The sequence below is a fragment of the Nocardia sp. CA-136227 genome, from assembly GCF_050955695.1.
GTDB lineage: Bacteria > Actinomycetota > Actinomycetes > Mycobacteriales > Mycobacteriaceae > Nocardia.
The window spans coordinates 3121436-3141786 of sequence record NZ_CP192081.1 but is presented as its reverse complement, the minus strand read 5'-3'; the positions used below and the strand labels follow the sequence as shown (position 1 = coordinate 3141786).

Here is a 20351-nt window from a genome sequence, read left to right as displayed (position 1 = left end):
GGTTATCGATTCTTGCCGAGCAGGCCCAGCGCCGTGCGCAGCGCCTGGGAGGTGCCGATGCCGGGCTCGTCGGCGAGCACCGCGTCGACCGCGCCCTCGGCCTGCCGGGCCTGGAAGCCGAGCCCGATGAGCGCGTCCACCACCTGCTCGCGCACCGGCGTGACCATGGGCGCGGGACCCGATCCGGGCGGACCGGACTGCACGGGAACCAGATTCACCTTGTCGCGCAGCTCCACCACCATGCGCTCGGCGCCCCGCTTGCCGACCCCGGGCACCCGGGTCAGCGCAGTCACGTTCGATTCCGCGAGCGCCTTGCGCAGCGCCTCGGGCTCCAGCACCGCGAGCACCGCCATGGCCAGCTTCGGGCCGACGCCGGACACGGTCTGCAACAGCCCGAACAACTCTCGCGCCTCGGTGTCGGCGAAGCCGAACAGGGTCATGGAGTCCTCGCGCACGATCATGGTCGTGTAGAGGCGGGAATCCTCGCCGCGGGTCAATCCGGCCAGCGTCGCCGGGGTGGCGTTGAGCCGGTAGCCGACCCCCGCCGCCTCGATCACCACATGGTCGAGCCCGATCTCGAGCACCTCGCCGCGTACCGACGCGATCACCGCGTTACCGCCTTCCGATTCGGAGATTCACCACGCTGGGAACCAGCAGTACGGCCGTTACCGCGTTGCTGGGCAAGCCTTTCCTCGTACAGCCGCCGCTGCTTCTCGGCCATCGCCTCCGCCTTGGCCATGCGATCCAGCATGGGCGCACGCCAGCAATGGCAGATGGCCAGGGCGAGCGCGTCGGCGGCGTCGGCGGGTTTCGGCGCGACGGACAGCCCGAGGATACGGGTCACCATCGCGGTCACTTGCGCCTTGTCCGCCGAACCGTTGCCGGTGACCGCCGCCTTCACCTGCGACGGGGTGTGGAAGTGCACCGGGATGCCGCGGCGCGCGGCCGCGAGGGCGATCACGCCGCCCGCCTGCGCGGTGGCCATGGCGGTGCGGACATTGTTCTGGGAGAAGACCCGTTCGATGGCGACGACTTCGGGCCGGTGATTGTCCATCCAGGCCTCGGCGGCGTCGGAGACCTGCAGAAGCCGTTGCGCCAGATCCATTTCCGGCGGGGTGCGCACCACGCCGACCTCGAGCATGGACACCTGCCGGCCGAGAGTGCCGACCACCATGGACAGACCGCACCGGGTGAGCCCGGGGTCGACGCCCATCACCCGCACCGAAACCCCTCTCACCGTGAACGAACAACTGTTCGAGAGTCTAACGGACCCCCGCCGCGACATTGTCCATCGACACGGCCGGTCGGGGGCCGGATCCAGCACTCGCACCCCGGAAACGCGACGCGGGCCGCCTCCCGGGAAGGGAAGCGGCCCGCGTCGTGAAAGCTGGCGTCAGGCGTCGAGCTCGGCCAGCACCTCGTCGCTGATGTCGACATTGGTGTAGACGTTCTGGACGTCGTCGCTGTCCTCGAGCGCGTCGACCAGCTTGAACACCTTGCGGGCCAGGTCCACGTCCGCCGGGACGGTGACCGACGGCTGGAAGCCGGACTCGGCGGAGGTGTAGTCGATGCCGGCCTTCTGCAGCGCGCTGCGCACCGCGATCATGTCGCTCGGCTCGGAGATCACCTCGAACTCGTCGCCCAGGTCGTTGATCTCCTCGGCGCCCGCGTCGAGCACCACATCGAGGATGTCGTCCTCGGACTGCCCGGCCTTGTCCAGCACCACGACGCCCTTGCGGGAGAACAGGTACGACACCGAACCGACGTCGGCCATATTGCCGCCGTTGCGGGTGACGGCCAGACGCACCTCGCCGGCCGCGCGGTTGCGGTTGTCGGTGAGGCATTCGATCAGCAGAGCGACACCACTGGGGCCGTAGCCCTCGTACATGATGGTCTGCCAGTCCGCGCCGCCCGCCTCTTCACCGCCGCCGCGCTTGCGCGCGCGCTCGATGTTGTCGTTGGGCACCGACGACTTCTTCGCCTTCTGGATGGCGTCGTACAGCGTCGGGTTGCCGTCCGGGTCACTACCACCGGTGCGGGCCGCCACCTCGATGTTCTTGATCAACTTGGCGAAGAGCTTGCCGCGCTTCGCGTCGATCCCGGCCTTCTTGTGCTTGGTGGTGGCCCATTTGGAGTGGCCGCTCATTCCCTACTTCCTCGTTTCAGGGTGCTGAATGGTTTCCGACATTCGAGCGTACGTCAGACCCCGGCGCGCGGACGCACCGCGGTGTCGACGAACAGCTTGTGGACCCGCAGATCGCCGGTTACCTCCGGATGGAAGGACGTGGCGATGACATTGCCCTGCCGCACCGCCACGATCCGGCCCGCGGCCGGACCCGACGGCACCCGCGCCAGCACCTCGACGCCGTCACCGGCCCGCTCCACCCACGGCGCGCGGATGAACACCGCCCGCACCGGGCCGTCGGTGAGGCCCGCGAAGTCCAGATCGGTCTCGAACGAGTCGACCTGACGGCCGAAGGCATTGCGGCGCACCGTCATATCGATGCCGTGCAGGGCCTGCATGTCCGGACGGGTGTCGAGCACCTCCGAGGCCAGCAGGATCATGCCCGCGCAGGACCCGTAGGCGGGCAGGCCGTCGCGCAGCCGCTGCCGCAGCGGTTCCAGCAGCTCGAAGACTTCCAGCAGTTTGCTGATGGTGGTGGATTCGCCACCGGGGATGACCAGTCCGTCGACGGCGGCGAGTTCGGATTCCCGGCGCACCGGGACCGCCCGCGCATCACAGGCCTCGAGAGCGTGCAGGTGTTCGCGCACATCGCCCTGCAGGGCCAGCACACCAATCGTCGGTTTCACGCCGTCGAGCATACGTTTGCCGGGGCGTGTGGCCCTGCTCACCCAGGGCGTCAGGGTTCCGTTAGGACGAGTGTCCGCTGGGGCTTTCGGGTGAACACTCCGGATGTGACTGATGTGCTTCCGCAAACCTCGCCCGGACCGCGCGGCGGAGTCGACGCTCCGCCGCCGCGTTCCGGGCGCACCCGGCACGGACTGACCGTCGCCACCGGACTTGCCGGGCTGTCGCTCGACGCCATGGCCTCGGTCGCCTACGGACCCGAGGCGATCGTGCTGGTGCTGGCCGCGGCGGGCGCGGCCGGACTCGGCTTCACGCTGCCGGTGACGCTGGCCATCGTGGTGCTGCTGGCCGTACTGATCGCGTCCTACCGGCAGGTCATCGCGGCCTTCCCGAACGGCGGCGGCGCGTACGCGGTGGCCAAGGCGCGGCTCGGGCGGCGGACCAGTCTGGTGGCCGCGGCGTCACTGATCGTGGACTACGTCCTCAATGTCGCGGTCTCCATCGCCGCGGGCGTGGCGGCGCTGACCTCCGCGTTCCCACAGCTGTTCCCCTACACGGTGTGGATCTGCCTGGCCGTGCTGGCCGCCATCACCGTGCTCAATCTGTACGGCATCCGCGAGAGCGCCCGCGCGTTCATGGCCCCGACCGTCGTGTTCGTGCTGGGCATCTTCACCGTCATCGTCGCCGGGCTGCTGCGGTCGGAACCGGCGACCGTGACCACCGGGGCGGCCGTCGCCGAGAACGCGCGCACCATCGGAATCCTATTGCTGCTCAAGGCCTTCTCCAGCGGGTGCGCGGCGCTGACCGGTGTCGAGGCGATCGCCAACGCGGTGCCCAGCTTCGCGGAGCCGAAGGTCAAGCGGGCGCAGCGGGCCGAGGTCGCGCTGGGCGTGCTGCTCGGCATCATGCTGATCGGCCTGGCCACGCTGATCGGGAAGTTCGCCATTCACCCGGTCGAGGGCGAAACGGTGCTGTCGCAGCTGACCGAGGCCGCGCTCGGCCACGGCGTCGCCTACTACATCGTCCAGTTCGCGACCGTCGTCCTGCTGGCCCTCGCGGCCAATACCTCCTACGGCGGCCTGCCCACGCTGACCAAGATCCTGGCCGACGACAACTGCCTGCCGCACCGGTTCGCGGTGCGTTCGCAGCGGCAGGTGTACCGCTTCGGCGTCCTGGCGCTGGGCGTCTCGTCGGCGGTGCTGCTGACCGCGTCCGGCGGCGATATGAACGCCCTGGTGCCGCTGTTCGCGATCGGCGTGTTCGTGGGCTTCACCATCGCCCAGGTCGGCATGGTCCGGCACTGGCTGGGCGGGCGCACCGCGGGCTGGCGGTGGCGGGCGGCGCTCAACGGGTTCGGCGCGATCCTCACCTTCGTGGCGCTGATCGTCACCACCGCAATGAAATTCACCGAGGGCGCGTGGCTGATCGTGGTGGTGCTGCCGCTGCTGGTGGTCGCCATGGAACGGATTCGCACCATCTACACCCGCATCGACGGCTGCCGGGGCGCGGGCTGCGTGCCCGCCGAGCCGAAGGCCACCGAGACCGCGATCGTGGTGCCGGTGTCGGAGGTGTCGGAGCTCAGCCGTGAGGCGCTCTCGGCGGCGATGTCGCTGGGCCGGGACGTGACCGCGGTGCACGTATGCCTGCCGGGCGAGAACATCACCGTCTTCACCAAGGAATGGGAGTCCTGGCATCCGGACGTGCGCCTGGTGCTGCTCGAGGACGGTGACTCGACCGTCGGCGGCCCGGTGGCGCGCTATGTCGCCGACCATTTCACCGGACGCCGCAAGGTGGTGGTGATCGCGGAGGTCGAGCCGCCCGCCGGGTGGAATCACGTGCTGCCCAGCCATCGCAGCGACGAACTGGAACGGGAGCTGCGCACGATGACCGACACCGTGGTGTGTCACCTGCGGGTGCAGACCGCCTGACCCCGAAACAGCGAGCGCGCCGCCGGATTCCACCGGCGGCGCGCTCGATTCGTCTGTCGCTCAGGCGGTTCCGGGCGGGTACGACTGCGCCTGCGGATCCTTCAGGGTGCGGGTCAGCCCCTCCTGCATGACGACCGCCACCAGTTCCCCGGCCTGGTTCCAGATCCGGCCGCCGGTCAGCGCCCGGCCGGCGCCCGCCGAGGGCGACTGCTGGTCGTAGAGCAGCCAGTCGTCGGCGCGGAACGGGCGCAGGAACCACATGGCGTGGTCGAGCGAGGCGTTCTGGGTGGGCTCGTCGGGGTGGATGACCTTCGAGGAGCCGAGCAGGGTCATATCGCTCATGTAGGCGAGCGTGCACACGTGGAACAGCGGGTCGTCGGGCAGCGCGTGCCGGTAGCGGAACCACACCTGCTGCTGGGCGGCCAGGCCGCCGCGGCGGTCCACCTCGTCCTGCGGGATGGTGCGGATGTCCCAGTGCTCCCATTCGCGCATGGCCCACAGCCGTTCCGGGCTCATGGACTCCTTGGCGTCGGGCAGGTCCCACGGCGGCGGCACGGTCGGCATCTCGTCCTGATGCTCCGGGCCCTCGTCGCCCACATGGAACGACGCCGACATGGTGAAGATGGCCTCGCCGTTCTGCACCCCGGTCACCCGGCGGGTGGAGAAGGAGCGACCTTCACGGATGCGTTCCACCATGTAGACGGTGGGCCGCTCCGGGTTGCCGGGCCGCAGGAAGTACCCGTGCAGCGAATGCACCTGATAGTGCGGATCCACCGTGCGCACGGCCGCCACCAGCGCCTGTCCGGCCACCTGCCCGCCGAAAGTGCGAGGCAGCTGCGTCTTGGTGGACGCGCCGCGGAAGATGTCGCGTTCGAGTTGCTCGATTTCGAGCGCCTCTTCGATCGTCGCCATGCAACCGTCCCTTCGCGTTTGTCCCGCTCAGGCTAACAACCGCAATAATCTATTGAATTCACAACGAACGTTTCTGATACGATAGATTCATGTCGTGGAAGTCGCGCGCCCTCCTCGCCGCCAGTTGCGTTGCCGCCCTGGTGTTGTCGGTCGGCGGATTGGTGATCGCGCGCGCTGCGCCAGTACGCCGGCCATCCCCCGAACCATTGAGTTCCGAACAAGGAGTACGCCATGAAGGTCCTCGCCCTGGGTGCGGCGGGCGCGATGGGCGCGGCCGCCGTCGAGACCGCCGCCCGGATGCTCGGCGTGGAACGGCTGGTGATCGCCGATCGCGACGGTGACGCCGCCGCCCGTGCCGCCGGGCGGCTCGCGGACGCGCCCGTCCCTGTCTCGGCGCTGGCTCTCGACATCACCGACGAACCCGCCTTGCGCGCGGCGCTCACCCGGGCGGATCTGGTGTTGAACACCGTGGGCCCCTATTACCGTTTCGGTCCGGCCGTCCTGCGGGCCGCGATCGACACCGGCACTCACTATCTCGATATCTGCGACGACTGGGAACCGACGGTCGACATGCTCGACCTCGATCCGGACGCCCGCGCGGCCGGAGTGTGCGCGGTGGTGGGGATGGGGGCCAGCCCGGGCATCAGCAATCTGCTCGCGGCGCTGGCGGCGGCCGAACTGGACACCGTGTTCGACGCGTATACCGCCTGGCCCGTGGATGTTCCGGACTCGGGACCCGAGGACGGACTGCTCGCCGACGGCCACCCGACCGCGGCGGCCGTGCACTGGATGCAGCAGGCCAGCGGCAGCATCACGGCCGTGACAGCGGGCCGGTTGCTCGCGCAGCGGCCCCTGCGCCCGGTCGAGCTCACCCTGCCCGGTGGGCGGCACGGCACCGCGTACACCGTGGGCCATCCCGAGCCGATCACCTTGCACCGCAGCCTGAAACCGGTCGGCGACGCCGCCAATCTCATGGTCGTGACACCGTGGACCCTCGCCTACCTCGACACGCTGCGCCGCGACCTCGACGCGGGCCTGCTCACCAATGAGGGTGCCGCGCGGGAGCTCGCCCGGCCCACCCTGCGGCGGCTGACCCGCTCGGCCCCGACCGCACTGCTGGCGAAAGGGCCGGGGACCCTGCCGCCCTTCTTCGCCGCGCTCACCGGGGAACGCGCCGGACGCGAACACCGGGTCCTCGCGCACCTGGACCCGGGGTGGGCGGGCGGCGTCGATAAACTGTTCGGCGATATGGCACAGGCGACCGGGATCCCGTTGGCGCTGGGCATGTCCCAGGTCATCGACGGCACCGCCCGGCGGGCGGGCGTGCATCCACCCGAAACCGTCATCGACGCCCGCCGGTTCTTCACCGACCTGGGCCGGGCGTTCGGCGGCGGGTCGCCGGTGCTCGTCGAATCCGAACCGGTCGCGACACCCACCCCGAGGAGCGCCTAGTGGACGGCCCGATCCCGGCGACGGAGATTCCGACGCGCACCCTCGTGGAGAGCATGATCCGCGAGGACGCCACCATCGACGCCGGCGAACTCTACGATGTCGCGGCCGTGCTCGGCATGACCGACCAGCAGGTGCGGCTGTGCATCAAACGCCTGGTCGCCGAGGGCCGCTTCACCCACGAGGGCCGCGGCCGCAAAGCCACCCTGCACGCCACCGCCGAGACCCGCGCCGCCCTCGAACCCGGCTCGGAGTTCCTGCGCTTCGCCTACGCCCAGGACCGCGGACAGGTCGGCTGGGACGGCGTCTGGCACCTGGCCGCCTTCGCCGTCCCCGAATCCGACCGGCAGGCGCGCGACGCCATCCGCGAGGCCCTCGTGTACCACGGCGGCGCACCCATCCAGGGCGGGCTGTACGTCACGCCCCACCCCTGGGAGGACCGAATCACCCGGGTCGCAACCACACTCGGCATCGGCGACCGGCTCACCACACTCACCACCACCGATCTGTCCTTCGGCGGCATCACCGACGCCACCGAGCTGGCGGCGCGGCTGTGGCCGCTGGACCGGATCGCCGCCGGGCACGAACGACTCCTGTCCTTCGCCGAACAGACGCTGACCGCCCTGCGCACCGCGACACCGACCGAGCAACTCACCCTCGCGGTCGCGCTGGCAGTCGAATTCGACCTCGCCGTCGACCCCGACCCCCTGCTTCCCCCGGAACTGCTGCCCCCGAACTGGATCGGCGCGCGCGCCCGCGCCGCCGTCGCCGACTGCTGGCGCGAACTCGACGCCGCTCCCCTACCGCCGATCCGGCTCTTCGGCTGGTACACCGAGGTGGTCGCAGAGATCACCGGCGCATAGCGAAGGATCAGCTGCCCGGAGACCACGGCCCCGCCACCGCACGGCGCCCGGCCTCCAGCAAGATGGATGCGTGCCCGATTTCACCGCACTCACACCTGATGCGCTGCTGGCGCTGATCGCCGACCGGGCCGGAACGCTGCCGGGCAATGTGGTCGTGGCGGTGGACGGTGCGGATGCCGCCGAGCCGCTGACGGTGGCGACCGGTGTCGCCGAAGCGCTGCGGACGCGGGGCCGGCCGGCCGAGGTGATCTCGCTGCACGATTTCGTACGACCGGCGTCGGTGCGACTGGAGTACGACCGGGACAGCGAATTCACCTATCGAACAGGCTGGTTCGACTACGCCGCCGTGAATCGCGAAGTCGTGAAATCGCTTCGCGACAGCGGGCGATACCTGCCCGCCTTGTGGAATGAGCGCACCGACCGGTCGGCCCGCGCCCGGATTCGGGACGCCGCCGACTCGACGGTGCTGTTCGTCGCCGGTCCCATGCTGCTGGGCCGGGGCCTGGACTTCGATCTGACTGTCGCCCTGCGCATGTCGGAGGGGGCGCTGCGGCGGCGGACCGATCCGGAGCAGGGGTTCACCGTGGACGGGCTGCTGGAATTCCAGCGCGAGCACCCCGAACGAGCCGACGTCCTCGTCGCCTGGGACCACCCGGACCGCCCGGCCGTCCAGGCCGGTTGAGCCGGGGCCTGACCGAAGAGCCTTACGCCGCCCCGGTTTCGAGCAGCGTCTTGGCGCGATCCAGGCCCGAGACGTCCGCGGTCATCGTCCTCTGGACCGGTCCGCTCATGAGCAGCTTCTTCCAACCGGACAACTGCGCCGACAGTGAGAACGTCACTTCGGTGGCCGCCTCTCCGACCGGCACGAATGTGTAGGTGACAGTGGGCCGCAGCGGTCCGGCGATGCCGTGCAGCACCACCGTCCGGTTCGGCAGGAACTCGGTGATCTCGACATCGGCGGAGATACCGCGCCCGACCGGCCCGGAGATCGTCTGGCGATAGACGGTGCCCACGGCCGGCTCGCCTTCGGCGGTGATCTCCTTGACGCCACCGCGCCACCGCGCGCTGTTGGTGGCATCGGCGAAGAACGCGAAGACCTGGTCGATCGGGCGGGCGATGGTCACCGTGCGGATCGCGGCGGGCATGACGGTCCTTTCCCCGGGGTGTGCGGAGCGATGCGGGCGTTCATGAGATCAACGTCTCGACCGTCGGGCCACGACCGTCGCGGTGTGTCTCACCACTGCCGATGCCGGGCGTCGAAGGTGTCGGTGGGGTACTCGTCGGCCATGGGCGGGCTCCCGGCGCGGCGCGCGGGCCAGAATCGGCTGGCGTACTGCCCGCGGATGCGGCTCAGGTCCGGCTCGTCGATCTCGGTGATCCCGACCTGGAACAGCAGGATCATGGTCGCCATGCTGACCGCGATGATCAACGGCGTCAGCAGCTGCGCGGGCTGCGCCCCCGACGGCGCGTGCATGTGCGCCGCCACGTGCGCGTGCATGGAGAACATCCCCGTGTAGTGCATGCCGCACACCGCGACACCCATGATGAGCGCGGCACTGACCGTGGAGACGATGCCGCTCACGTGCAGCGTGAACCAGAGCGCCGCGATGGAGGCGACCACCGCGATCACGATGGACAGCAACACCACCCACGGGTCGTATGCCACCATCGCATCGGTCTTCATCGCGTACATCCCCGAGTAGTGCATCGCCCCCACCCCGAGCCCCGTGATGGTGCCGCCGGTGATCAACGCGAACGCCTCCCCGTGCTGATGCACGACGATGTACAGCCCCAGCCACACCACCCCCATCGCGATGGCGGCACTGAGCAGTGTGATCGGCACGTTGTATCGAATAGTGCTGTCCTGCACCGAGAACCCGAGCATCGCGATGAAATGCATGACCCAGATCCCGGTCCCACCGAGCGCGATCGCCCCAGTGACGATCCACCCGCCGTGCCCCTGCTGATTCCGCGCCCGCACCATACACCGCAGTGCCAGCAACGAGCCGGTGACGGACATGACATAGGCCAGAACGGGTGTCAACCAGCCATAGGTGAAATGGTCGATCGCCAGCATGCGGGCTCCTTGCCAGAAACACGATATTTGACTGTTCACCGGTGAATCAGCCGAACACTAGCCACGAAACACCAGGTAGTAAATTTGCCGAACCCCACTGCCCGAAAAGCGATCACAGTTTGCTGGACGGTATGCACGCAGGTAGCCACCGGTATGGGCGATTCCCCGCCCGCCCGCGCGCCACGTCTGCCGCCCTTGACAGCTAGCACCCACCCCGCAAACTCAATAGGGCCGAAAGTCCCTCGCGCACAATGAAAAACCGCCGGGTGGTCACGAGGACCACCCGGCGGTGTGAATCAGGCTGCGGCCGAGTCGATTACCGGCCGCGCTCGGCGAGGATCACCAGCCGCGCTCGGCGAGGCGGTGGGGCTGCGGGATCTCCTCGACATTGATGCCGACCATGGCCTCACCCAGGCCGCGGGAGACCTTGGCCAGGACGTCGGGGTCATCGTGGAAGGTGGTGGCCTTGACGATGGCGGCGGCGCGCTCGGCCGGGTTGCCGGACTTGAAGATGCCGGAGCCGACGAAGACGCCCTCGGCGCCGAGCTGCATCATCATGGCGGCGTCGGCGGGGGTGGCGATGCCACCGGCGGTGAACATCACGACGGGCAGCTTGCCGGTCTCGGCGACCTCGCACACCAGCTCGTAGGGGGCCTGCAGTTCCTTGGCGGCCACGTACAGCTCGTCCTTGGACAGCGAGGTCAGGCGGCGGATCTCGGCGCGGATGGTGCGCATGTGAGTGGTGGCGTTGGAGACGTCGCCGGTGCCGGCCTCACCCTTGGAGCGGATCATGGCCGCGCCCTCGGTGATGCGGCGCAGCGCCTCGCCCAGGTTGGTGGCGCCACACACGAACGGGACGGTGAAGGCGAACTTGTCGATGTGGTTGGCGTAGTCCGCGGGGGTCAGCACCTCGGACTCGTCGATGTAGTCGACACCGAGCGACTGCAGGATCTGCGCCTCGACGAAGTGGCCGATCCGGGCCTTGGCCATGACCGGGATGGAGACGGCGTTGATGATGCCGTCGATCATGTCCGGATCCGACATGCGGGACACGCCACCCTGAGCGCGGATGTCGGCCGGGACCCGCTCGAGCGCCATGACGGCGACCGCGCCGGCGTCCTCGGCGATCTTGGCCTGCTCCGGCGTGACGACATCCATGATCACACCGCCCTTCAGCATCTCGGCCATGCCGCGCTTGACGCGGGCGGTACCGATCGTGGGGGTGGTGTCAGGCGAGGTCACGGCAAACTCCTGGGTCATGTGGGCCAATCGGATCGTTTGAAATCGAACACCGGCTCGGAATCGAACACCACGATTCTAGGCTGCGGGTTCAGGCCACTTCATAGCCAGTCCGACACGACTGGACTGCCTACCTGCACCGGAATGACGGGCGTCACAATTCCAGGGCTACCGCGCCGCAAATACTCGTTTGCCCGAACACGTCCCGCCCGCCAGGATCGAGGACGATGACAAGTGAATTGCACGAGGTCCGCGCGCTGCTCGCCGCGGACGATGTGAGCGGCGCGGCACGCACGCTGCGGATGATCGCCGACACCCTCCCGGTCCATGAAATGGCCTCGATCACAGCCGAATTGGCGGACCGAGCCGACCTGGACAAACTCGCGGAGGCCGCACGCGCCGCCGCGGGAGCGCCGGACAACCCCGATGCCTGGACCGTCTTCGGCTACGAGTGCATCGAATACGGTGTGCCGTTCGCCGCGATCCCGGCCTTGCGGGAGGCCCTGCGCGCCGGCACCACCAAACCCAATCTGGCCCTCTCCGAACTGGTCTACGCGTTCGAGGACGAGCACCGCCACGCCGAGGCGGTCGAGGCGCTGCTCGCGCACGAATCGATCCTGCGCCCCTACCCAGAGCGGTACCTGCTGACATACGACTCGATCCTGGCGGGCGATCTGGACCGCGCCCGCACCGAATTCGCGCGGCTGGCCGCCCCCGAGGACGAGGACTGGCTGCCCGCCCGCGACCGGGTGCACCGGATGCTGCTCCGCGCCGACCGGGTCGCCCCGGTCAGCTCATTGGACGGCGCCGACCTGCGCGGCTGGCATTACACGCTCACCGGGGGCTACCTGGCGACCCTGTCGCCCTACGGCTTCGACGCCGGGATGACCGGCCGGTGGGCGTACCTGGGTGACCGGCTCGAACTGTGCCGCCACACCCTCGACCGGCTCGCTGTGATCCTCCGCTCCGCCGGGCTCACGCCGTCCTCGGTGTCATTGCTGCCGGACCGGTCCGACCGGATCATCGGCCTGGCCGCGGCGGAACTGCTCGGTCTGCCGGTGGTCGAGTTCACGCCGGATCGGACGGACACGCTCGTCGTGGCCTACTCCCTCGCCGACCTGGACCCCGACCTGAGCCGCGCCCTCACCACCCGCGCGTCCGGGCAGATCCTGTTCGAGCACGCCACCTACTGGGTCCGGCCGTCGGCGGTGGCCGCCGACATCAGCGGCCTGCTGTGCCAGACAGCGGTGGAACCGTGGGCCCCGAACACCCGCCTGGGCGGCAATGGCCCGGAATCGGTGCCCGCCGATGCCCGCCCGGAGTCCGAGATCGCGCGCGAGATCGTGAAGGCCGACGGCACCCCGGACTCGGGCGACGACCGTACTCCGCCCGACCCCGACCAGGTCCTGGCCGATTTCGTCGCCGCGACCCGGGACACCTGGCTGCTGGGCTCCCGGAACCCGGTGAATTCACCGGGCCCGGTGCGCAGTTCGTTCTTCGGCTGAGCGCTCGAGATCGGTGAGCGTTCAGCCCAGCTGATAGAAGTAGCGGCTGGTGGGGACGAGATCCAGGTTCAGGTGCGCCCCGAACCGGACCACGCTCTCCATCATGGCCGTGACCCGGCGCTGCAGTTCGGCGTCGTCGCCGCCGCTGCCGTAGAAGGCGTGCGCGCTGGTCATGGCGGCCATCGGGAACAGTTCCTCGACGAGCGCGTCGACCTGCTTGCCCTCGGTGAGGGCTTGGGCGACGGTGTTCTGCACGTAGCCGAAGGTGTCCTGGGTCTCGATGGCCACCGGGGTGTGCAGGACGTGCCAGTTGTGCAGCCACTCCTCGCGGGTGAGGTTCTCGGGGATGCGCAGGATGGCGATATTGGCCAGGGCGTCGGTGCGCTCGCCGTCGGCGACCTCGGGCGGTTCGATCGGTCGGCGCTCGTGCACGACCCACCCGTTGACGTCGTCGGCCACCGCCCGCAGCGCGGCGGTCACGGCCTCGTGGTCACCCTCGGTCCACACGCTGACGATGGCGTCGATCGGCGCGTCATAGGTGGTGTGCCGCACCTGGGCGGCCTCCACGTCGGCGTCCCGGACGTTCACCTGCAAGGCGCTGACGCCCAGCCCGGTCAGCTCCTTGCGCAGCTGCTCGCCCCGCAGCCGCTCCCCCAGATCCGCACCCCACAACGCGTACATCAACTTCATGCCGTAAGTCCTTGCCACAGATCACCATTGATCGGCCCACCGTAACCGCGGATCGGCTCCGGCGGACGGGGTTCGCGCCCGCGGTCCCACCCAGCGGACGCGCCCGGGGTCAGCGGATGGAACGGACTTCGGGATCGGCGTCGGAGTCGGCGGCGGTGATCGCCTCGGCGAGCAGGTGATCGAGGTGGTACGGGTACACCGTTTCGCCCGAGTGGTCGAGGTGGGCGATATCGGTGGGGGTGCACCACTTGTTGCCGGTGATGGAGCGGCGTTCGACGAAGTTCAGGTTGGTGGGGACCGGGTCGAAACTCTTGGCACGCAGGGCGAAGAAGAGTTCCTCGGAGCGGATCAGCTCCCCGTTGAACGGGAACACCGCGACGCGACGCCACAGCGGACCGCGCAGCGCCGACGAGTCGGCGGCGTGACCGGTCTCCTCGTAGAGTTCGCGGATCGCGGCCTCGCGCAGCGTCTCCCCCGGATCAACACCGCCGCCGATGGTGAACCAGAACGGCACATCCGGGACCTTCGGGTCGACGCCCTGCAACAGCAGGACCCGATCCTGCTCGTCGATCAGCACCACGCGGGCCGAGGTCCGGACGGTGTCGACCTCGAGGCCGGTCGAGGCGGCCGCGGTGACCCGTTCGGCGATCTCGAAGTACACCGGCAGCGGCGCGGTACCGCCGAGGTGCAGCCACCGGACCAGGCGCCGGGTGCGCAGGGCGAGGGTGTCGCGGACGGCGTCGTTGTGGAAGCGGCGGGCGATGAGCACCCGTGCCTCGGCGTCGGCGAGCTCGGCCACCAGCTGCGGCGGCAGCAACGCGATGTCGACCGCGGACAGCGCGGCGGCGAGCTGGTTCTCGACGGTCTCGCGGTCGCGCCAATTGGAGCGTTCGGCGCGGTCGGCCAGCGCGGTCAACCGCCGCGCCTGCTCGACCAGCGCCGGATCGTAGAGACCGGCGAGCGTGGTCGCCACCGACCGCGCGACGACCGCGCGCCGGGCCAGCGCCGCGTCCAGCGCGTGGCGGGCCTGGTCGGTGCGCACGTGCAGCCGGTCGAGGCGGTTGGCGGTGGTGTACGCCCAGACCGCGGCGGCGATGACGGCCGCCGCGATGAGCGCGAGAACCAGAATGGTCGTCGCGGAGAAAGTGATCATCCGGCGGTCCTGACGCGCACGTCGCCGACGGTGACGGTCTCGTACACCCGCAGGATCTGCTCGGCCACGACCGGCCAATCGTATTCGCCGACAACCTGATTGGCGGTGCGGATGTACTCCTCGCGCCGCTCGTCGTCGGTGAGCATGGCGCTGATCGCCGCCGACAGCCGCGCGGAGTCGCCGACCGGTACCAGCATGCCCGCGGTGCCGTCGCGCAGCACCCGGCGGAAGGCGTCCAGGTCACTGGCCACCACGGCGGTTCCGGCGGCCATGGCCTCCACCAGCACGATGCCGAAGCTCTCGCCACCCAGGTTGGGCGCGACGTACACGTCGGCGCTGCGCATGGCCGAGGCCTTCTCGGCATCGGTGACCTGACCCAGGAACCGCAGGTGTCCCGCGTTCTCCCCGGCCTCGCGGCGCAACCGGTCCTCGTCACCGCGCCCGACGATCAGGATCTCCACGCCGGGATGCTGCCGAACCAGTTCGGGCAGCGCGCCCAGCAGGACCTCCATGCCCTTGCGCGGTTCGTCGAATCGGCCCAGGAACAGCACCGACTTGCCTGGCTTCGGGTAGCCGTCGAGCAGCGGCGCGTGCGCGAACGCGGGCACGTCGACCCCGTTGGGGATCTCGACCGCGTCGCCGCCCAGCGCCTCCACCTGCCAGCGCCGGGCCAGCTCGCTCACCGCGATCCGGCCGCTGATCTTCTCGTGGTACGGCCGCAGCACGCCCTGGAAAGTGCTCAGCACCAGCGATTTCGTGGTCGAGGTGTGGAAGGTGGCCACGATCGGCCCCTCCGCGATCTTCAACGCGAGCATGGACAGGCTGGGCGCGTTGGGTTCGTGGATGTGCAGGACGTCGAAGTCGTTGTCGGCGATCCAGCGCCGGATGCGGGTGTAGGCGGTGGGCCCGAAGGACAGTCGCGCGACCGACCCGTTGTAGGGGATCGCGACCGCTTTACCGGCGGAGACCACGAAGTCGGGCAGCGGCGTGTCGTCGGCGGCGGGCGCGAGCACGCTCACCTTGTGGCCGCGCTCGATGAGCACCTGCGCCAGCTCCACGACATGCGACTGCACCCCGCCCGGAACATCGAACGAGTACGGGCAGACCATGCCGATCTTCATAGTGCCCCTGTCCCCGGCTCCTCAGAGCCCAATGCCCGCTGCTCCTCAGAGCCCGATGCCCGCTGCTCCCGAGAGCCCAGCGCCTGCTGCGCGGCCGCGATGCGATCCAGCCTGGCCTGCGACAAATCACTCTTCCACACCGGCTGCAACATGTGCCAGTCGGCCGGATGGGCGGCGATATTGGCCGCGAACACGTCGGTCAGCGCCTGGGTGGCGGGGGCCATGCCGCCCGCCAGATCCAGGGCCTCGAACACCCGCATGCCCCAGCCTTCGCGGCCGTCGGCGTCGACGGTGAACCAGCAGTGCACGGGCAGCAGCGCCGCCCCGGTGTCCTGGGCGAGCTTGGCCGCGCCCGCCGGCAGCCAGCTGTCCTCGCCGAAGAACGTGACGGGCACGCCCTTGCCGGTGATGTCGCGCTCGCCCATCAGGCACACGATCTTGTTGTCCCGCAACCGATCCGCCAACTGCGGGAACGGCGGTTGCTCACCGCCGGTCAGCGGGAACACCTCGAAGCCGAGGCTCTCCCGGTATTCGACGAACCGCTCGAACAGCGACTCCGGCTTCAAACGCTCGGCGACGGTGGAGAACTGGCCGTAGTTCTGGACCAGCCAGACCCCGGCCATATCCCAGTTGCCCGAATGCGGCAGCACCAGCAGCACGCCCTTGCCGCGGGCCAGCGCGGCGTCGAGGTGCTCGATGCCCGCCACGCGCAGCGACTTGCCCAGCGCGGTGTGGTCCATCGACGGCAGCCGGAACGCCTCACGCCAGTAGCGGGCATAGGACCGCATGCTGTCGCGGATCAGGCTGTCCGGCACCAGGTCCGGCGTGACGCCGAGCACCCGCGCCAGGTTCTTGCGCAGCTGGTTCGGATTGCCCCGGCGCGCGGCCTTGTTCGCCTTGCGGGCGGCGAAGTCCGCGCCCCGGTCGAACAGGCGGCGCGCGGTGCGCTCGGGCAGGGCGCGGACCAGTCGCCATCCGGCCGCGTATGCCTTGTCGGTCATCGCGGACGTGAAATCGGTTGTCACCGCTGCGGTTCCTCCGGGGCCTGCGCCGCGGGGGCGATGATGTCGCGGGCGCCGGGCGAATTGCGAACCGCCAGCACACGCTGGAAGACGGTGATGATGCTGAGCACGGCGAGGATGTACATGGCGACATACACCGCGTACGACAGCCATTCGATGCCGAAATAGCCGCCGATACCGGTGAGTCCGGCGCCGACCAGCACGATGACCAGCCGGTCGGGCCGCTCGATCAGGCCGCCGTCCGCCGAGAGCCCGCTGGCCTCCGCACGCGCCTTGGCGTAGGAGATGACCTGCGAGGTCACCAGCACCACCAGCGTCGCCACGAACAGGTGCTTCGAGTGCTCGGTGTACACCGCCCACCAGGCCAGCGCCGCGAAGATGGCGCCATCGGCCACGCGGTCACACGTGGCGTCCAGCACCGCACCGTATTTCGTGCCGCCGCCGCGCGCGCGGGCCATGGCGCCGTCCAGCATGTCGAACATGACGAACAGCCAGATCACCATGGTTCCCCAGAACAGGTGATCGGCCGGGAACAGCGTCACCGCCGCGGCGATCGAGGCGGTGGTGCCGATGAGCGTCATGGCGTCGGGCGTCAGCCCCGTGCTCACCAGCGCTTTGCCCAGGGGCGCGGTCGCTTTGGCGAACGTCTCGCGACCGAAGAAGCTCAGCACGCTACGAACTCCCGGCCACTCCCGCTCATGCGGTGCCCTTCGGGCATGAGCGGGAGCCCTCCATGGTCACGCTGCGCTACCGCCTCCGGGCCTGACCCGCTCATGCCGAATCCGCTTCCTTCCACGCCTGTGCCAGCAGCGCCCGGGTCTCCCGGAGCAGCTGCGGCATCACCTTCACTCCGCCGACGACGGTAATGAAGTTCGCGTCCCCACTCCAGCGCGGCACGATATGTTGATGCAGATGATCGGCGAGTGAACCCCCGGCAACGCCACCGAGATTCAGCCCGACATTGAAGCCCTCGGGCCGCGACACCTGCTTCATCACCCGGATCGCCTGCTGCGTGAACGCCATCAGCTCGGCGCTCTCCGCGGCGGTCAGGTCCTCCAGGTTGGCGACGCGACGGTAGGGCACCACCATCATGTGGCCGGGGTTGTACGGGTACAGGTTCAGCACCGCGTACACCGATTCACCGCGCGCGATGATCAGCCCGTCCTCGTCCGACATCCCGGGGATGTCGGTGAAGGGGTGCCCGGTCTTCTTGGGCGCGTCGGCCTTCGGCTCGGCCGTGGTGTCGCGATCCTCGGCCTCACCGGTGATGTAGGACATCCGGTACGGGGTCCACAACCGCTGCAGGCGATCCGGATCCCCCGCACCGGTGTCCACGATCTGCTCGGGCACGGGCACGAATGCTTCGCTCATCGACCCGCCTTGCGGATCTCGAAGCCCTCCGCGGTCGGCGAGCTGTTCTCCCGCCGCTGCACCCAGTCCACGACGGTGGCGACCGCGTCGGCCACCGGCACGCCGTTGACCTGGGTGCCGTCGCGGAAGCGGAAGCTGACCGCGTCACCCTCCACGTCGCGCGCGCCGGCCAGCAGCATGAACGGCACCTTCTGCGCGGTCTGGTTGAAGATCTTCTTCTGCATGCGGTCGTCGCTGCGGTCGAGCTCGGCGCGAATCCCGTTGTCCTGCAACTGCTCGATCACCTTGTCCAGGTGCTCGGCGAACGCCTCGGCGACCGGGATGCCGACCACCTGCACCGGCGACAGCCACGCCGGGAACGCGCCCGCGTAGTGCTCGGTGAGCACGCCGAAGAAGCGCTCGATGGAACCGAACAGCGCACGGTGGATCATGACCGGGCGGTGCTTGGCGCCGTCGGAGCCGGTGTACTCGAGCTCAAAGCGCTCGGGCAGGTTGAAGTCGAGCTGGATGGTCGACATCTGCCAGGTGCGGCCCAGCGCGTCCTTGGCCTGCACGGAGATCTTCGGGCCGTAGAACGCGGCGCCGCCCGGATCCGGGACCAGCTCCAGACCGGAGTCGGTGGCCACCTTGCGCAGGGTCTCGGTGGCCTCCTCCCACAGCTCGTCGGAGCCCACGAACTTCTTCGGGTCCTTGGTGGAGAGCTCCAGGTAGAAGTCGTCGAGGCCGTAGTCGCGCAGCAGCGAGAGCACGAACTGCAGCGTGGAGGTGAGCTCCGCGTGCATCTGCTCCTTGGTGCAGTAGATGTGCGCGTCGTCCTGCGTCATGCCGCGCACCCGGGTCAGGCCGTGCACGACGCCGGACTTCTCGTAGCGGTAGACCGAGCCGAACTCGAACATGCGCAGCGGCAGTTCACGGTAGGAGCGCCCGCGCGACCGGAAGATCAGGTTGTGCATCGGGCAGTTCATCGGCTTGACGTAGTAGTCCTGGCCGGGCTTGCGGACGGTGCCGTCCTCGTTGAGTTCGGCGTCCAGGTGCATGGCCGGGAACATGCCGTCGCGGTACCAGTCCAGGTGGCCCGAGACCTCGAAGAGGTGGCCCTTGGTGATGTGCGGGGTGTTGACGAACTCGTAGCCGGCGGCGGTGTGGCGGCGGCGCGAGTAGTCCTCGAGCTCCTTGCGGATGATGCCGCCCTTGGGGTGGAACACCGGCAGGCCCGAGCCCAGCTCGTCGGGGAAGGAGAACAGGTCCAGTTCCAGGCCGAGCTTGCGGTGGTCGCGCTTCTCGGCCTCTTCCAGCAGGCGCAGGTGCTCGTCCTGGGCCTCGGTGGACTCCCAGGCGGTGCCGTAGATGCGCTGCAGGTCCTCACGGGACTGGTCACCGCGCCAGTAGGCGGCCGAGGAGCGGGTCAGCTTGAACGCGGGAATGTACTTGGTGGTCGGCAGGTGCGGGCCGCGGCACAGATCGCCCCAGATCTTCTCGCCGCTGCGCGGGTCCAGGTTGTCGTAGATGGTCAGCTCTTTGCCGCCGACCTCCATGACCTCCGGATCGTCGATGCCCGACTTGTCGGAGATGAGCTCCAGCTTGAACGGCTCCTTGGCCAGTTCGACCCGGGCCTCGTCGATCTCGACCACCCGGCGCGAAAACCGCTGCGCGCCTTTGATGATCTTCTTCATCCGGGACTCCAGCTTGGCCAGATCCTCCGGGGTGAAGGGACGGTCGACCTGGAAGTCGTAGTAGAAGCCGTCCTTGATGTACGGGCCGATGCCCAGCTTGGCCTCGGGGAACTCCTGCTGCACGGCCTGGGCCAGCACATGCGCGGCCGAGTGCCGGATCACATTGCGGCCGTCGGGGGAATCGGCGGTGACGACCTCCACCTCGGTGTCCAGCTCGGGCACCCAGGTCAGGTCCTTGAGCGCGCCCTCGGCGTCGCGCACCACGAGCACCGCGTTCGCGCCCTTGCTCGGCAGGTCCGCCTCACGCACCGCGGCCCCGGCGGTAGTCCCAGCCGTGACCCGGACGCGGGCGACTGGGGTCTGCTGGGGTGAGGTGGTCACGGCTGGACACTCCTAGGCGTTTCACGGCGGCGATCCATCCGCCGTACAGGTTGGACATGACGACCGGGCACCCCCCTCGTGAAGGGCAGAGCCCCGGCGGCCACCACTCTATCGGCACGGTTGTCCCCGCGCGCCGATGGACCACCCCTGCGCCCCAG

The 20351-nt window shown here is 69.2% G+C and carries 20 protein-coding genes; 5 read left to right on the top strand and 15 right to left on the bottom strand.

Translation table 11 applies throughout. From position 1 onward, the window contains the following. Positions 1-2 precede the first annotated feature (2 nt). The 4 genes from ruvA to pdxT form a co-directional block, all read right to left on the bottom strand. Positions 3-608, bottom strand: coding sequence for a Holliday junction branch migration protein RuvA (ruvA, locus tag ACQP06_RS14490; protein ID WP_433672680.1), 606 nt, complete (start codon positions 606-608; stop codon positions 3-5). Continuing rightward, positions 605-1222, bottom strand: a complete 618-nt coding sequence (gene ruvC / locus ACQP06_RS14485) for a crossover junction endodeoxyribonuclease RuvC (RefSeq protein ID WP_433673327.1) — start codon at positions 1220-1222, stop codon at positions 605-607. Before ruvC ends, ruvA begins: the two co-directional genes overlap by 4 nt. A gap of 171 nt (positions 1223-1393) precedes the next feature. Continuing rightward, a complete protein-coding gene (locus ACQP06_RS14480) occupies positions 1394-2146 on the bottom strand; it encodes a YebC/PmpR family DNA-binding transcriptional regulator (protein ID WP_357083651.1) in 753 nt (250 codons plus the stop codon). Positions 2147-2199: 53 nt separating this feature from the next. Beyond that, positions 2200-2823 carry a pyridoxal 5'-phosphate synthase glutaminase subunit PdxT gene (pdxT, locus tag ACQP06_RS14475; RefSeq protein ID WP_357084054.1) on the bottom strand — a complete coding sequence of 208 codons (624 nt, stop codon included), beginning with the start codon at positions 2821-2823 and terminating at the stop codon, positions 2200-2202. A 222-nt stretch (positions 2824-3045) separates the two neighbouring features. On the opposite strand from pdxT, the gene ACQP06_RS14470 reads away from it, so the two are divergent. Continuing rightward, on the top strand, positions 3046-4737 hold the full coding sequence (locus ACQP06_RS14470) for an APC family permease (protein WP_433673326.1): 1692 nt from the start codon (positions 3046-3048) through the stop codon (positions 4735-4737). Positions 4738-4797: 60 nt separating this feature from the next. Here ACQP06_RS14470 and ACQP06_RS14465 read toward each other — a convergent pair whose 3' ends face one another. Then, positions 4798-5649 carry an acyl-CoA thioesterase gene (locus tag ACQP06_RS14465; protein ID WP_433672679.1) on the bottom strand — a complete coding sequence of 284 codons (852 nt, stop codon included), beginning with the start codon at positions 5647-5649 and terminating at the stop codon, positions 4798-4800. Between the two features lie 231 nt (positions 5650-5880). Here ACQP06_RS14465 and ACQP06_RS14460 point away from each other — a divergent pair, with 231 nt between their 5' ends. From ACQP06_RS14460 to ACQP06_RS14450, 3 genes are all read left to right on the top strand, one after another. Continuing rightward, positions 5881-7101 (top strand): saccharopine dehydrogenase family protein, encoded by a 1221-nt coding sequence (locus ACQP06_RS14460; protein WP_433672678.1) that lies wholly within the window; start codon positions 5881-5883, stop codon positions 7099-7101. A gap of 53 nt (positions 7102-7154) precedes the next feature. Further along, positions 7155-7961, top strand: coding sequence for a PaaX family transcriptional regulator C-terminal domain-containing protein (locus tag ACQP06_RS14455; protein ID WP_433673325.1), 807 nt, complete (start codon positions 7155-7157; stop codon positions 7959-7961). Positions 7962-8031: 70 nt separating this feature from the next. Beyond that, on the top strand, positions 8032-8643 hold the full coding sequence (locus ACQP06_RS14450; protein ID WP_433672677.1) for a hypothetical protein: 612 nt from the start codon (positions 8032-8034) through the stop codon (positions 8641-8643). 22 nt (positions 8644-8665) lie between these two features. Here ACQP06_RS14450 and ACQP06_RS14445 read toward each other — a convergent pair whose 3' ends face one another. The 3 genes from ACQP06_RS14445 to pdxS all read right to left on the bottom strand — a co-directional run bounded on the left by ACQP06_RS14445 (position 8666) and on the right by pdxS (position 11280). Then, a complete protein-coding gene (locus ACQP06_RS14445) occupies positions 8666-9106 on the bottom strand; it encodes an SRPBCC family protein (protein ID WP_404204632.1) in 441 nt (146 codons plus the stop codon). 89 nt (positions 9107-9195) lie between these two features. Then, positions 9196-10038 (bottom strand): MHYT domain-containing protein, encoded by an 843-nt coding sequence (locus ACQP06_RS14440; RefSeq protein ID WP_433672676.1) that lies wholly within the window; start codon positions 10036-10038, stop codon positions 9196-9198. Positions 10039-10377: 339 nt separating this feature from the next. Further along, positions 10378-11280 (bottom strand): pyridoxal 5'-phosphate synthase lyase subunit PdxS, encoded by a 903-nt coding sequence (pdxS, locus tag ACQP06_RS14435; RefSeq protein WP_357083676.1) that lies wholly within the window; start codon positions 11278-11280, stop codon positions 10378-10380. Between the two features lie 224 nt (positions 11281-11504). Here pdxS and ACQP06_RS14430 point away from each other — a divergent pair, with 224 nt between their 5' ends. Continuing rightward, on the top strand, positions 11505-12782 hold the full coding sequence (locus ACQP06_RS14430; protein ID WP_433672675.1) for a hypothetical protein: 1278 nt from the start codon (positions 11505-11507) through the stop codon (positions 12780-12782). Between the two features lie 21 nt (positions 12783-12803). On the opposite strand, the gene ACQP06_RS14425 is transcribed toward ACQP06_RS14430, so the two are convergent. The 7 genes from ACQP06_RS14425 to thrS form a co-directional block, all read right to left on the bottom strand. Next, positions 12804-13472: a hypothetical protein gene (locus ACQP06_RS14425; protein WP_433672674.1), complete on the bottom strand. Its 669-nt coding sequence runs from the start codon at positions 13470-13472 to the stop codon at positions 12804-12806. Positions 13473-13581: 109 nt separating this feature from the next. Beyond that, positions 13582-14622, bottom strand: a complete 1041-nt coding sequence (locus ACQP06_RS14420) for an NUDIX hydrolase (protein ID WP_433673324.1) — start codon at positions 14620-14622, stop codon at positions 13582-13584. Then, on the bottom strand, positions 14622-15746 hold the full coding sequence (locus tag ACQP06_RS14415) for a glycosyltransferase family 4 protein (RefSeq protein WP_433672673.1): 1125 nt from the start codon (positions 15744-15746) through the stop codon (positions 14622-14624). Before ACQP06_RS14415 ends, ACQP06_RS14420 begins: the two co-directional genes overlap by 1 nt. After that, on the bottom strand, positions 15743-16747 hold the full coding sequence (locus ACQP06_RS14410; protein WP_433673323.1) for a phosphatidylinositol mannoside acyltransferase: 1005 nt from the start codon (positions 16745-16747) through the stop codon (positions 15743-15745). Before ACQP06_RS14410 ends, ACQP06_RS14415 begins: the two co-directional genes overlap by 4 nt. A gap of 20 nt (positions 16748-16767) precedes the next feature. After that, the gene (gene pgsA, locus ACQP06_RS14405; protein ID WP_357285293.1) at positions 16768-17439 is read right to left on the bottom strand and encodes a phosphatidylinositol phosphate synthase; all 672 of its coding nucleotides are present in this window, start codon (positions 17437-17439) and stop codon (positions 16768-16770) included. Positions 17440-17539: 100 nt separating this feature from the next. Then, on the bottom strand, positions 17540-18139 hold the full coding sequence (locus ACQP06_RS14400) for an HIT family protein (RefSeq protein ID WP_433672672.1): 600 nt from the start codon (positions 18137-18139) through the stop codon (positions 17540-17542). Continuing rightward, on the bottom strand, positions 18136-20193 hold the full coding sequence (thrS, locus tag ACQP06_RS14395; protein ID WP_433672671.1) for a threonine--tRNA ligase: 2058 nt from the start codon (positions 20191-20193) through the stop codon (positions 18136-18138). The genes ACQP06_RS14400 and thrS overlap by 4 nt, the downstream gene beginning before the upstream one ends. Positions 20194-20351: the final 158 nt, after the last annotated feature.

Excerpts from the sequence above, each read along its gene's own strand:
- ACQP06_RS14480 (WP_357083651.1), bottom strand. The coding sequence starts at position 2,146 with ATGAGCGGCCACTCCAAATGGGCCACCACCAAGCACAAGAAGGCCGGG.
- pdxT (WP_357084054.1), bottom strand. The coding sequence starts at position 2,823 with ATGCTCGACGGCGTGAAACCGACGATTGGTGTGCTGGCCCTGCAGGGC.
- ACQP06_RS14470 (WP_433673326.1), top strand. The coding sequence starts at position 3,046 with ATGGCCTCGGTCGCCTACGGACCCGAGGCGATCGTGCTGGTGCTGGCC.
- ACQP06_RS14465 (WP_433672679.1), bottom strand. The coding sequence starts at position 5,649 with ATGGCGACGATCGAAGAGGCGCTCGAAATCGAGCAACTCGAACGCGAC.
- ACQP06_RS14460 (WP_433672678.1), top strand. The coding sequence starts at position 5,881 with ATGAAGGTCCTCGCCCTGGGTGCGGCGGGCGCGATGGGCGCGGCCGCC.
- ACQP06_RS14455 (WP_433673325.1), top strand. The coding sequence starts at position 7,155 with ATGATCCGCGAGGACGCCACCATCGACGCCGGCGAACTCTACGATGTC.
- ACQP06_RS14445 (WP_404204632.1), bottom strand. The coding sequence starts at position 9,106 with ATGCCCGCCGCGATCCGCACGGTGACCATCGCCCGCCCGATCGACCAG.
- ACQP06_RS14440 (WP_433672676.1), bottom strand. The coding sequence starts at position 10,038 with ATGCTGGCGATCGACCATTTCACCTATGGCTGGTTGACACCCGTTCTG.
- ACQP06_RS14430 (WP_433672675.1), top strand. The coding sequence starts at position 11,505 with ATGACAAGTGAATTGCACGAGGTCCGCGCGCTGCTCGCCGCGGACGAT.
- ACQP06_RS14425 (WP_433672674.1), bottom strand. The coding sequence starts at position 13,472 with ATGAAGTTGATGTACGCGTTGTGGGGTGCGGATCTGGGGGAGCGGCTG.
- ACQP06_RS14415 (WP_433672673.1), bottom strand. The coding sequence starts at position 15,746 with ATGAAGATCGGCATGGTCTGCCCGTACTCGTTCGATGTTCCGGGCGGG.
- ACQP06_RS14410 (WP_433673323.1), bottom strand. The coding sequence starts at position 16,747 with ATGACCGACAAGGCATACGCGGCCGGATGGCGACTGGTCCGCGCCCTG.
- ACQP06_RS14400 (WP_433672672.1), bottom strand. The coding sequence starts at position 18,139 with ATGAGCGAAGCATTCGTGCCCGTGCCCGAGCAGATCGTGGACACCGGT.